Origin of the sequence: Streptomyces katrae (assembly GCF_000966975.1) — a bacterium.
Lineage (GTDB): Bacteria > Actinomycetota > Actinomycetes > Streptomycetales > Streptomycetaceae > Streptomyces > Streptomyces katrae.
The window spans coordinates 1-12050 of record NZ_JZWV01000658.1 but is presented as its reverse complement, the minus strand read 5'-3'; the positions used below and the strand labels follow the sequence as shown (position 1 = coordinate 12050).

General features: G+C 73.6%; 13 protein-coding genes. 3 read left to right on the top strand and 10 right to left on the bottom strand.

Annotation, left to right across the window (positions count from 1 at the left end):
- The first annotated feature begins 199 nt into the window (after positions 1–199).
- Entirely contained in the window at positions 200–766 is a 567-nt protein-coding gene (locus VR44_RS23370; protein WP_045949539.1) for a M23 family metallopeptidase, read from the top strand.
- 10 nt (positions 767–776) lie between these two features.
- Here VR44_RS23370 and VR44_RS23365 read toward each other — a convergent pair whose 3' ends face one another.
- From VR44_RS23365 to VR44_RS49195, 8 genes are all read right to left on the bottom strand, one after another.
- Positions 777–1544, bottom strand: a complete 768-nt coding sequence (locus VR44_RS23365) for a LamG domain-containing protein (protein ID WP_045949538.1) — start codon at positions 1542–1544, stop codon at positions 777–779.
- Positions 1544–1870: a hypothetical protein gene (locus VR44_RS23360; protein WP_045949537.1), complete on the bottom strand. Its 327-nt coding sequence runs from the start codon at positions 1868–1870 to the stop codon at positions 1544–1546. Before VR44_RS23360 ends, VR44_RS23365 begins: the two co-directional genes overlap by 1 nt.
- A 104-nt stretch (positions 1871–1974) precedes the next feature.
- The gene (cseC, locus tag VR44_RS23355; protein WP_045949536.1) at positions 1975–3276 is read right to left on the bottom strand and encodes a two-component system sensor histidine kinase CseC; all 1302 of its coding nucleotides are present in this window, start codon (positions 3274–3276) and stop codon (positions 1975–1977) included.
- Positions 3277–3286: 10 nt separating this feature from the next.
- Positions 3287–4000: a two-component system response regulator CseB gene (gene cseB, locus VR44_RS23350; RefSeq protein WP_045949535.1), complete on the bottom strand. Its 714-nt coding sequence runs from the start codon at positions 3998–4000 to the stop codon at positions 3287–3289.
- A gap of 45 nt (positions 4001–4045) precedes the next feature.
- Positions 4046–4759, bottom strand: coding sequence for a hypothetical protein (locus VR44_RS23345; RefSeq protein ID WP_045949534.1), 714 nt, complete (start codon positions 4757–4759; stop codon positions 4046–4048).
- Positions 4747–5307 (bottom strand): SigE family RNA polymerase sigma factor, encoded by a 561-nt coding sequence (locus tag VR44_RS23340; protein ID WP_045949533.1) that lies wholly within the window; start codon positions 5305–5307, stop codon positions 4747–4749. Before VR44_RS23340 ends, VR44_RS23345 begins: the two co-directional genes overlap by 13 nt.
- Before the next feature lie 245 nt (positions 5308–5552).
- On the bottom strand, positions 5553–6461 hold the full coding sequence (locus VR44_RS23335; protein ID WP_045949532.1) for an HhH-GPD family protein: 909 nt from the start codon (positions 6459–6461) through the stop codon (positions 5553–5555).
- Between the two features lie 22 nt (positions 6462–6483).
- Positions 6484–6834: a phosphatase PAP2 family protein gene (locus tag VR44_RS49195; RefSeq protein WP_425424527.1), complete on the bottom strand. Its 351-nt coding sequence runs from the start codon at positions 6832–6834 to the stop codon at positions 6484–6486.
- 454 nt (positions 6835–7288) lie between these two features.
- Here VR44_RS49195 and VR44_RS45220 point away from each other — a divergent pair, with 454 nt between their 5' ends.
- The gene (locus VR44_RS45220) at positions 7289–8080 is read left to right on the top strand and encodes a hypothetical protein (protein ID WP_045949531.1); all 792 of its coding nucleotides are present in this window, start codon (positions 7289–7291) and stop codon (positions 8078–8080) included.
- A gap of 19 nt (positions 8081–8099) precedes the next feature.
- On the opposite strand, the gene disA is transcribed toward VR44_RS45220, so the two are convergent.
- Complete coding sequence (gene disA, locus VR44_RS23320) at positions 8100–9224, bottom strand: DNA integrity scanning diadenylate cyclase DisA (RefSeq protein WP_045949530.1); 1125 nt, start codon at positions 9222–9224, stop codon at positions 8100–8102.
- A gap of 164 nt (positions 9225–9388) precedes the next feature.
- On the bottom strand, positions 9389–10813 hold the full coding sequence (gene radA / locus VR44_RS23315) for a DNA repair protein RadA (RefSeq protein WP_045949529.1): 1425 nt from the start codon (positions 10811–10813) through the stop codon (positions 9389–9391).
- A gap of 273 nt (positions 10814–11086) precedes the next feature.
- Here radA and VR44_RS23310 point away from each other — a divergent pair.
- Positions 11087–12050, top strand: a 964-nt coding sequence (locus tag VR44_RS23310; RefSeq protein ID WP_342669379.1) for an RNA polymerase sigma factor, incomplete at its 3' end; no start/stop codon positions are given.

Sequence of the window (12050 nt, the reverse complement as noted above, 5' to 3'; positions counted from 1 at the left end):
GTCTGGGTGTTGGGGCTGGGTGGGGGCGTCAACGGGGGGCGGGGGACTTGGTTCGGCTACGAGGTGGGGTAGTAAATCGGACGTTTGGGGAAGAGCGGGGGCGCGGGTTACCAAGGTGGGGCAAGCCCGGCAGTGACGGCTCTGGCCGCCGTGCCGGGATCTTTCTTGCCCCCTTGTCCCCGGCCCCGGAGGTCCCCGCATGTCCGCGAAGCGCGTCAGCACCCGTCGTACCCGTACCGCCCTCGCCGTCACCGCCCTCGGTGCGACGCTGGCCCTCGGGGCCGGGACGACCGCCTTCGCCGACGAGGCCCCCAGCACGGCCGTCCAGGCCGCCGCGGCGAAGACCAGCCTGTGGGAGAAGCCCGTCGCGAGCTACACGCTCTCCGCGACCTTCGGCAAGGGCGGCTCCATGTGGGCCCACAAGCACTCCGGCCAGGACTTCGCCGTCCCCGTCGGCACCCCGGTGCACGCCGCCTCCGCCGGCACCGTCGTCAAGGCCGGCCCCAACGGCGGCGGCGACGGCCCGGCCTACGGCAACGCCATCGTGATCAAGCACGCGGACAACACGTACTCCCAGTACGCGCACCTGTCGAAGATCCTCGTCAAGGTCGGCCAGAAGGTCGCCCTGGACCAGAAGATCGCGCTGTCCGGCAACACCGGGAACTCCAGCGGCCCGCACCTGCACTTCGAGATCCGCACCACGCCGAACTACGGCTCCGCGATCGACCCGGTCGCCTTCCTGCGCAAGGCCGGCATCACCGTCTGATCCTCCCGGCTCAGATGAGCCAGGAGTGGGTCGGCCTGGTCTTGCCGAGCTTGTTGTTCTTCAGGCCCGTGATCTGCTCCTGGCCCAGTGCCTGGTCGAAGATCCGGATGTGGTCGAGGGCCCCGTCCCACGAGGCGCTCCAGATGCCGTGGTGACGGGCCCGCCCCAGCTGGAGCGGTCCGGGGCCCGCCCAGATGCCGGAGACCTGCGCCTGGCCGGCCTGCTTGTCGTCCACCCACAGCGCGATGGTCTTCTTCTCCGCGTCGTAGGTGCCCGTCAGCAGCGCCCACTTCTTCGTGGTGTCCACGTTGTCCGCGACGACCTGCTGGGCCGTGGCCGCCTGGCCCTTGTCGCCGGTCTGCACCCGGAACACCCAGGCCTTCTTGCCGCCGACGACCTCGAAGCCCAGCTCGAACGAGTAGGAGTCGCCGTCGCCCTGGCTGACCGCCATCCGCGAACCGCCCTCGGTGACGTTGTAGGCGCGGGTGGAGACGGTGAAGCTCTTCGAGACGTCCACGGCCGCCTCGGCGCCCTGCGCGTACGAGTCCGCCGCGCCCTTGAACCGGACCTCGGTCCGCTGGTTCAGCTCGCCCAGTGAGGCGCCCGGCCCCAGGGCGATGCCCATCTTGCCGTTGCGGTCGCGCAGCAGGTTCGGCTCGCCGGGGACGGTGGGGGAGTCGTCTTCGGGGGTCTTCGACGGGGGCTGACCCGAGCCGGAGGGGCTGGGGGAGCCGGAGGAGGAGGCGGTCGGCTTGTCGGCCGGCTTGCCGTCGTCCATCAGGAAGAACGCCGTGCCCGCTGCGACCAGGACCAGGACCCCGCGAGCACTCCGCCGCCGATGACCAGCATCCGGCGCTTGCGCCGCTGGGCCTCGGAGGCGTCGGCCATCGCCTGCCAGTCCGGGGTGGGGGTGGCGCTGAAGGTCTCGGGTATCGGCGGGGGGAACGATTCGTCCGCCACCGGCGGCGGCCCGAAGCCCTGCCCCTGCTGCCCGGCCGCAGGCTCCGGCTGGTAGGGGTTGGACTGCCCGGGCTGGGGATAGCCGTACCCGCCGGAGGCGGGGCCGGGCTGGGAGTTGTTCGGGCGATCCGTACCGTCAGTCATGGCACGGATGCTAGAACATCCCCGCGAACCCGTGAGCCCCGCGTCACGACACCCGACCCCGGCCGCCCCCGACCCCGCCGGCCCGACGCCGTGAGGAACAGGGGTCAGCCGGGGAGTTGGATGATCGGGAAGCTGCCCGTCGCCGTCGGGGCGTGTTCCGGGAGCCAGAGGACCGCCACCGCGCCGGCCGCCGCGCCCTCGGTGTCCGCGCCGCCCGGTGCCGCGACGTTGCGGAAGGTGAGGCGGGCGCCCAGGACGCGGGCCTGGCCCTCGGCGATGGTGAGGCCGAGCCCGTGGCGGTCCGTCGAGCCGGTGCGGAAGCGGCTCGGGCCCTCCCGCAGCAGGGCCTCGGGGAAGCCCGGCCCGTGGTCCCGTACGCGCACGACCCGGCCCTCGATGTCGACCTGGACCGGGGGCTGCCCGTACCGCGCGGCGTTGGCGAGGAGGTTGCCGAGGATCCGCTCCAGGCGGCGCGGGTCGGTGCTGACGATCTCGTCCGCGACGACCCGTACCGAGGCCTCCGGCATCAGCGCCGTCACCCGGCGGGTGACGAACTCGCCCAGCGCCACGTCCTGCAGTTCGGCCCGCTCGGACGCGCCGTCCAGCCGGGCCACCTCCAGGACGTCCTCGACCAGCGCCCGCATCGCCTGCGCGCGGTCGCGCACCAGCTCCGTGGGGCGGCCGGGGGGCAGCAGTTCGGCGGCCGTGAGCAGCCCCGTCACCGGGGTGCGCAGCTCGTGCGCGATGTCGGCGGTGACCCGCCGCTCGGCCTCCAGCCGCTGCTGGAGGGCGTCGGCCATGGCGTCGACCGCTCGTGCGAGGTCGTCCGTCTCGTCGCGTACGACACCGCCGACCGCGTCCCGTACGCGGACCTCGGGGTCCCCGTGCGCCACCCGCTGGGCGGCGGCGGCCGCCTTGCGCAGCCGGCTGGAGATCTGCCCGCCGATCAGCACGCCGAGTGCCGAGCCGCCGATGACGACGGCGAGGGAGCCGATGACGAGGGCCCGGTCGAGGTCGCGGACCATGTTGGCGCTCTCGCGGAACTGGTGGTGCATGGACAGCACCTGCCCGTTGCCGAGCGGTACGGCCGCCCACACCTCGGGGGCCCGCTTGGGGCTCTCCTGGATGTAGGTGCCGCGCCGCCCCGAGCGGGCCTTCTCGCGCAGTTCGGCGGGGAGCTCGGGGTCGTTGACCTTGGCGCCCCAGATGGGCTTGCGGCCGGCGTCGGGGGTGCGGGCGATGTACTGCACCCGTTCCAGCTCGGAGTCGCGGGCGCTCTCCAGCATCGACACGCGGGCGGCGCTGTGCACCACCAGGCTCAGGGCGAGCGCGGTGAGGGCGCCGACGGCGGCGATGGCGAGCGTGATCTTCCAGCGGATCCCCGTGCGCAGGGTGAAACGCCTCATGCGGTTCTACTCATGCCTTGAGCTTGTATCCGAAGCCGCGGACCGTTTCGATCCGGTCCTGGCCGATCTTGGTGCGCAGCCGCTGGACGTGGACGTCCACGACGCGGGTGTCGCCGCCCCAGTCGTAGTCCCACACGCGTTCCAGCAGCCGGTCGCGGGACAGGACGGTGCCGGGCGCGGAGGAGAACTCCAGCAGCAGCCGCATCTCGGTGGGGGTCAGGGCGACGGGGGCGCCGGCCCGGCGGACCTCCATGCCCTCGGTGTCGACCTCCAGGTCGCCGAAGGAGAGCACCCCGCGCTCGTCGGAGTCGTCGGCGGCGCCGGGGCCGTTGCCGCCGTTCTGCGTGCCGCCCGCGTGGCCGAAGCGGCGCAGGACCGCGCGGATGCGGGCGACGAGGACCGAGCCGTCGAAGGGCTTGGTGACGTAGTCGTCCGCGCCCGCCTCCAGGCCGAGGACCACGTCGATGGAGTCGGCGCGCGCCGACAGCATGATCACGGGGACGGTGGACTCGTCACGGATGCGGCGGCACAGGCTGACGCCGTCCATGCCGGGCACCATCACGTCGAGGAGGGCGATGTCGGGCCGGTTCGCCCGGAAGGACTCCAGGCCGGACAGGCCGTCGGGCATGGCGGTGACCACGAACCCGTCGCGCTCCAGCGCCAGGGTCGTGGCCTCGCGGATGACGTCGTCGTCCTCCACGAACAGCACGTGGGTCTCGGCCATGCCCAGCCTCACTCCGGTCTTGTGCGTCTGCTTGTGCTTGTGCGGTCAGTTCTTCGGGGGGGTGACGGCCGGGGCCGGCTGGCCCCCGCCGTCGCCGACGTTGCTGTATTCGGAGTGGACGCGGTCCTGCTCGGCGAACTTCTCCCCGTTCCAGCGGTAGGTGATCACGTCCTCGCCGGAGGGGTAGGAGAGGGCGTCGCTCTTGCCGTAGACCGGCTTGCTGACCACCAGGTCGCCGCGGTCGATCTCGGCGTAGACGGGCGGCTGCTCGTCGGCGAAGACATTCTCGTACTTCCCGCCGTCCGACCGGTACACGTACGAGCCCCGGCCGAGGGCGTCGGCGCAGGACAGGACGTTGACGACGATGTCGACGACGCTGCTCCCGGTGATCTTCCCGTAGCTGACGTCGACCGGGTACTCCTTGCCCGTGCAGGGCTTCAGGTCCCGCTTGATCTCGGCGCTGACCTTGGGGTCCGCCTTCAGGAGGGCCACCGGGTCGACCCTCTTGAGGGGGGTGCCCGTCCCCGGGGCGGGGGAGTGGCCCATGGCGGCCGGGCCGCTGGCCGCGGCGGTGGGCTGGTTGGGCTGGCTGTTGCGGGCCACCGACTCCGTACGGGCGGGGCCGCCGTCGCGCAGGCCGGTGCCGCCGGCGGAACATCCGGCCGCGAACAGCACTGTGCCGACGAGGACGACCGTCCCCGCCGACGTCAGTACCAGCGAGCTTCTGCCGCTCAGGCTTTGGCCTTTCAGGCCGCGCACCGCTCCCGCCCCTCGTACCGCGTGGTGTGGTCACCGCGTTCGAGCGCACGCATGTCCAGGTCCCGGCTCTCCAGCTCCTGGCGGAGCCGGGCCAGTGCGCGGTGCAGTGTGCTCTTCACGGTTCCCGCCGACATTCCGAGCGCCGCGGCCGTTTCCTCGGTGCTCATCTGCTCCCAGTGTCGCAGCACCACGACACTGCGCTGCTTGGGCGCCAGCACCTTGAGGATGTCCATGAGCAGGGCGCGGTCGGCGCGCTGGTCGGAGCCGTCCTCGATGGAGGCGTCCGGGAGCTGCTCGGTGGGGACCTCGTCGAGCTTGCGGGCCCGCCACCACTCGGTCCGCGTGTTGATCATGACGCGCCGCAGGTAGGCGTCGGCCAGGGACTTGTCGGCGATGCCGTCCCAGCGGCCGTACGTGCGCACGAGGGCGGTCTGGAGGAGGTCCTGCGCGTCGGTGGGGTCCGGGACCAGGCGCCGGGCGCTGCGCAGCAGGGCGTCCTGCCGGGTGCGTACGTACTCCTCGAACTCGAGTACATCTCCGTGCGCCATCTAGACCGCCTCCGCTGCCGTCCCCGTCACCCGCTGCCTTACGGATCCGAAGGTACGGACGGGTTGTCACGGCACTGTGCGGGTCAGCCTGCGGTGGGCGCACGGACACCCGTAGGTTGTGTAACAGTGCCGGTGAGCTGCGGTTTCCCGGCCCGAAACGGAATGCTCCCGTCAACTTCAGGGAACTCCCGGCCGGGCCCGTCCCACCTGCGGATTCCGGCGTCCGGCGCTGCGGATTCCGGAGGCTAGCCCTGCGGCAGGCGGTACATGCCCCGTGCGAGCGGCTCCACCAGACCGTCGGAGACCAGCCCGTCCAGTGCCCTGGCCCGTTGCACCGGCTCGTTCCACACCGCGTCGAGCTGCGCCTGGGTCACCGGCCCCGTCGCCTCGCGCAGGACGGCCAGCAGCCGGCCGCGCACCTGGCGGTCGGTGCCCGCGTACGTCTGCCCGCGCCGCGGCGGCCCGTCGTGCGCGGGCTTCCCGGCCAGCCGCCAGGCACACAGCCCCGCCACCGGGCAGCGGACGCAGTCCGGGCTCTTGGCCGTGCAGACCAGCGCCCCCAGCTCCATCGAGGCCGCGGCCCAGCGGGCCGCGGTGGCCTCGTCCTCGGGCAGCAGGGCCCGGGCCAGGCGCCGCTCGGCGGCGGTGGTGGCGTTCGGCGGGTACTCCACGCCGGTCGAGGTCCGGGCCAGGACGCGGCGCACGTTGGTGTCGAGCACCGCGTGCCGCTGCCCGTACGCGAAGGAGGCCACCGCGGCGGCGGTGTACTCGCCGATCCCGGGCAGCGCGAGCAGCTGCGCGTGGTCGCGGGGCACGTCACCGCCGTGCCGTTCCGTTATCGCCGCGGCCGCGCCGTGCAGGCGCAGGGCCCGGCGCGGGTAGCCCAGGCGCCCCCAGGCCCGTACCGCCTCGCCCGGGGCCTCGGCGGCCAGGTCGGCGGGCCGGGGCCAGCGGGCGAGCCACTGCTCGTACACCGGCAGGACCCGGCTGACCGGGGTCTGCTGGAGCATGAACTCGCTGACCATGACCCCCCAGGGGCCGGCCTCGGGGCGGCGCCAGGGCAGGTCGCGGGCGTGCTCGTCGAACCACGCGATGACGGGCTCGTGCAGCGGGGAGCGTGCGGGGGATTCGGCGGATTCGGCGGATGCAGTCATGTCAGGGGCATCCTGGCACGTTCTACGGGTGGCGCGCCGGGCCCGGACCGGTGAACCAGACGGCCGCTCGGATCCCGCTCCCCTGTACGGCGGCGATCACCCGGGTCATCGGCCCGGTCAGCAGGGCCACGGCCAGCGCGCCCAGCGAGGCGCCGAGCAGCAGGCCCATCCCCACGTCGTGCGGGTAGTGCACGCCCACGAACACCCGGGAGAAGGCCATGAGCACGGCCATCGGCAGGGTCAGCACCGCCAGCCGCGGCACGGCCAGCGCCAGGGCCACGGCGGCGGCGCCCGCGATGGCGGAGTGGTTGCTGGGGAAGGACCAGTCCCCGTACGGCGGGCACGGGACCAGTGAGGCGGCCCCCCCCGCCACCGCCCGGCAGGGCCGCTGCCGCCCCCGCCACCGCCCGGCAGGGCCGCTCCTCGTCGATGGTCGACTTCACCAACTCGGAGGCGACGTACACCAGCGCGGTGACCAGCGGGGCGAGCACGGCGCGTGCCACGGCCCGCGGATCGCGCCGGCCGCGCGCACGCCACCAGACGGCTATGTAGAGCAGCCCGAATATGAGGAGCCCGTATTCGGTCCAGACCTCGAAGGCCGACTGCACCCAGTGGGGCGTGGCGTGGGCGAAGTCGGTGATGTCGCGGTAGAGGCCGGAGGTGTCCATGGTGACAGACCGTACTCAACCCCTGGTCGGGGCCGCATCGGACCCTGGCCTGAACTCGTCGCTCCGTCGTCATACCGCAAGATGATCATCGGCAAAACCCGCCGTATGCACGGCATGTGGGGCACTGATCGCGGCGCGAGTTCTCGTAAGGTTCGGTACGTGGGATCTCTGCGCAATCCGGTCGGGCCGCTTCCCTCCTCCATTTACTGGCGGCGGAGGGCTGTTCTGGCGTCCGTCGCCGCGCTCGTCGCGCTGCTCGCCGTATGGTTCGTCAGTTCCGGTGGGGGCGGCACGAGTACGAACGGCAAGGGCGGCGGCAGCGGCTCCGGCCCGGTCCGCACGATCACCCCCGGCCCCTCCGGCACGGGCCCGGCGATCAGTCAGGCCCCGGGCGGACGCGCGGAGTCGGGCACCGGCGCGGGCTCCGCCTCCGGCTCGGACGGCGGCACGTCGAAGAACCCCGACCAGGGCGGCGGCACGGGCTCCGGCTCCTCCTCCGGCGGCGGCACGGGCGCCTCGGCGGCCCTCCCGGTGGACTCCCCCCTGCCCACCTGCGCGGCGAGCGCGGTGCAGTGGGAGGTCAAGAGCGTGAAGAACGAGTACGAGACGAACGAGAAGCCGCGTCTCGAACTGATCGTCCGCAACGTCTCCGGCAGCACCTGCAAGTTCGGACTGGGCCCGAAGCAGGCGGTCGTGACGATCTTTCAGACGACCGGAGCCAAGCAGGTCTGGTCCTCCGCCGACTGCCCGACGGGCCCGGCCAATGCCTACTTCCGCCTGCCGGCGCAGGGCGAGGCGAAGCAGTCCCTGGAGTGGGACCGCAAGCTGAGCGCGGCCGACCAGTGCCAGTCGCCTCCGGCGGGCACCCCGGCCCCCGACACCTACGTGGTGGAAGCCCGCACCCCGGGCCTCCCCGTGGCCCGCACGTCCTTCGTCCTGAAGCAGGACTAGGGGCTCCCGAAACCCCGGCCTAGACGTACCGCTCCAGGATGGACGACTCCGCCAGCCGCGAGAGCCCCTCGCGCACGCTCCGCGCCCGCGCCTCGCCCACCCCGTCAACGGTCTGCAGGTCGTCCACACTGGCGGCCAACAGCTTCTGCAGCCCCCCGAAGTGCTCCACCAGCCGCTCGATGATGGCCCCCGGCAGCCGCGGAACCTTCGCCAGCAGCCGGTACCCGCGGGGCGACACCGCCGAGTCCAGGGTCTCCGGCGACCCCGTGTACCCCAGCGCCTTCGCCACGATCGCCAGCTCCAGCAGTTCCGGATGCGTCAGCGCGTCCAGCGCCGGCAGCGCCTCCTCCACCGTGCGGGAACGCTTCGCCGTCGGTTCCGGAACGTAGTCCCGGATCACCAGCTCCCGCTCCTGCTCGATGCCCACCGTCAGCTCGTCCAGCTGGAGCGACAGCAGTCGCCCGTCCGTGCCCAGTTCGACCACGTACTCGGCGATCTCGGTCGCGATCCGGCGGACCATTTCCAGCCGCTGCGCGACCGCCGTCACGTCGCGCACCGTGACCAGGTCCTCGATCTCCAGCGCCGACAGCGTGCCCGCGACCTCGTCCAGCCGCAGCTTGTACCGCTCCAGCGTCGCGAGCGCCTGGTTCGCCCGGGAGAGGATCGCCCCGGACTCCTCCAGGACGCGCCGCTCCCCGTCCACGTACAGCGCGATCAGCCGCATCGACTGCGACACCGACACCACGGGGAACCCGCACTGCTTCGACACCCGGTCCGCCGTGCGGTGCCGGGTGCCGGTCTCCTCGGTCGGGATCGACGCGTCCGGCACCAGCTGCACACCGGCCCGCAGGATCTTCGTCAGGTCCTTGTCCAGGATCAGCGCGCCGTCGAGCTTGCACAGCTCCCGCAGCCGGGTCGCGGTGAACTCCACGTCCAGGACGAAGCCGCCGGTACACATGGCCTCGACGGTCTTGTCCATGCCGAGGACGATGAGCCCGCCCGTGTTGCCGCGGACGATCCGTTCCAGTCCGTCACGCAGCGGCTGACCAGGTGCGACCGCGGTGAGGGAGGCGCGCATCAACGCCTCGTGCTTGGAGCTCGCGCCCGACTTGCCGGATGCTGCTGCCCCGTCCTTGGCTGCCACTGCACTCCTCCGGTCGCGGGTTGCGCCGCCTGCGTAGGGCCGGGCGGACCAGCACAAAGTCTACCGGCGCCGCCTGCGCGCCCGCCGGGCGTTGACCCGCAGCGCCGCGGCGGCAGCCCGTACGGCCCCGCTGACCTGCTACCCCGCCCGCTCGCCGGAGCCTCTCATTCCGCCGAGGCGGCCCCAGTCCGCTCCCTGGCCGGCGTACGGGACCGCCCGCGCGGCAGGACCCGTAGCGCGTCCCCCACGTCCGCGACCTCGGTCACCTTCATCCCCGGCGGGACCTTCCCCGGATCCACCGGGACCAGCGCGTGCGTGAACCCGAGCCGGTGCGCCTCCGCGAGGCGCCGCTGCACCCCCGTCACCCGCCGCACCTCGCCGGCCAGCCCGACCTCCCCGATGGCCACCAGGTTCTTCGGGAGCGGCACGTCACTCGCGGCCGACGCCAGGGCCAGCGCGATCGCCAGGTCGGCGGCCGGCTCCGTCAGCTTCACGCCGCCCACGGTCGCGCTGTAGATGTCCCGCTTGCCCAGCGCCGTGATCCGGCCACGCTGCTCCAGCACCGCCAGCATCATCGAGACCCGGGAGGTCTCCAGGCCGGAGGTGGTGCGGCGCGGGGAGGGGATCTGGGAGTCCACGGTCAGCGCCTGCACCTCCGCCACCAGCGGGCGCTTGCCCTCCAGCGTCACGGTCAGGCAGGTCCCGGGCACCGCCTCGGCGCGCCGGGTCAGGAACAGCCCACTGGGGTCGGCGAGCCCCGTGATGCCCTCGTCGTGCAGCTCGAAGCAGCCGACCTCGTCCGTCGCCCCGTACCGGTTCTTCACGCCGCGCACCAGGCGCAGCCGGGCGTGCCGGTCGCCCTCGAAGCTGAGCACCACGTCCACCAGGTGCTCCAGCAGGCGGGGGCCGGCGATGGCGCCGTCCTTGGTGACGTGGCCGACGAGGAGGGTGGCCATGCCCCGCTCCTTCGAGGCGCGGATCAGCGCCCCCGCCACCTCCCGGACCTGGGCCATGCCGCCGGGGGCGCCGTCGATCTCGGGGGAGGCGATGGTCTGCACGGAGTCCAGCACCAGCAGCGACGGCTGTACGGCGTCGAGGTGGCCGAGGACGGCGGACAGGTCGGTCTCGGCGGCGAGGTAGAGGTGGTCGTTCAGGGCGTTGATCCGGTCGGCCCGCAGCCGCACCTGGCTCGCCGACTCCTCACCGGTGACGTACAGGGTGCGGTGGTCGCCGGTGGCCGCCTTCGCCGCGACGTCGAGCAGCAGCGTCGACTTGCCGACGCCCGGCTCGCCCGCGAGGAGCACCACCGCGCCGGGGACGAGGCCGCCGCCCAGGACGCGGTCCAGCTCGTCGACGCCGGTACTGCGGGCGGTCGCCGTCCTGCCGTCGACCTGCGCGATCGGCAGCGCGGCGGTGGTGACCCGGCCGGCCGCGGTGGTGCGCACGGCGGGCGCGCCCATCTCCTCGACGGTGCCCCACGCCTGGCACTCCGGGCAGCGGCCGAGCCACTTCACGGTCGTCCATCCGCACTCGGAGCAGCGGAAGGACGGGCGGTCCTTGGCGGATGAGCGAGAGGTACGGGCAGCCATGCCGCCCACGGTATCCGGCGCCACCGACAACGCGGTGCGGGCCGGTCGCCCGGGGGCCCTCCCAGGCGTCAGGGCCGCGGTCAGCGCGATGGCGATCTGTTCACCCGTAAGGGCTAAAACCGGGGAAGGCTTCCGGAGGGCCACGGGCCTGCCGCCTACCTTCGCCAGGTGGACAGCAGCGACCAGGGAGACCCCGCATCACGCACCGGCGCACACCGGGCGCACAGGCGCACGCCCCGAGCAGGGGCGCCGGAGCCGGAGGAGACGCCTGCGGTGACGACGTCCGCGTTCCCCCGCCCGGCCGGAACGACGGACCAGGCCGCCTCCGCGGACCCGGCGGCCCTCGCGCCCCCGCCCGCCCCCGCGGATGCGGCGGCGGCCGTCAGGAGCGGGGACCCCGAAACGCCGCCCTCCCCGTACGAGCCCTACCTCGACGGCCTGTTCACCTACTGCCTCTCCGTCCTGTGCGACCACGACGCCGCCACCGACGTCCTCGGCGACGTCCTCGCCGTCGCCGACCGCCACCCGGGCCGATGTCCCGACGAGGGCGACCGGCGCGCCTGGCTGTACGCCCTCGCCCGCTGGGCCTGCCTGCGCCGGCTGGCCGAGCAGCGGCGCGCCCGCCAGGGGGCGCATTCCACCCGGCGCACGCCGGAGCACGCGGAGGCGGGGCATGCGCCCCAGGCGCACCTCCCATACCGCTCCCGTGACGTCCTCGACGTGGACGCCTACCGCCGCACCGAGCTCGCCCGCCTCGCCTGGCCCGAGGCCGCCGGCACCACCCCCGAGCAGCGCGAGGCCCTCGAACTCGCCGTCCGCCACCGCCTCGGCGTCACCGAACTCGCCGCCGTCCTCGGCACCGCCCCCGCCACCGCCCGCGAGCTGCTGTCCGCCGCCGCCTGCGAGGTCGAACGCACCCGCGCCGCCCTCGCCGTCGTCGAGACCGGCAACTGCCCCGCCGTCTCCCGCCTCACCGGCGAGGACGGCGACCGTGACGTGCTGCTGTCCAGCAGCCTGCGCGCCGAGCTCGTCCGCCACGTCGACGACTGCCCGCGCTGCCGCCGCGTCGCCGAACGCGTCGGCGCCACCGCACCCTGGCCCGGCTCCGGCGGCCTGCACGCCGCGCTCCCGCTCGTCGCCGCCCCCCGGGGCGCCGTCCGCGCGGCCATGCTGCGCTCCGGCCGGCGCCGCGGCGGCCGCCCCGGCCCCCGCTTCGACCGCACCGGCTTCCCCATGG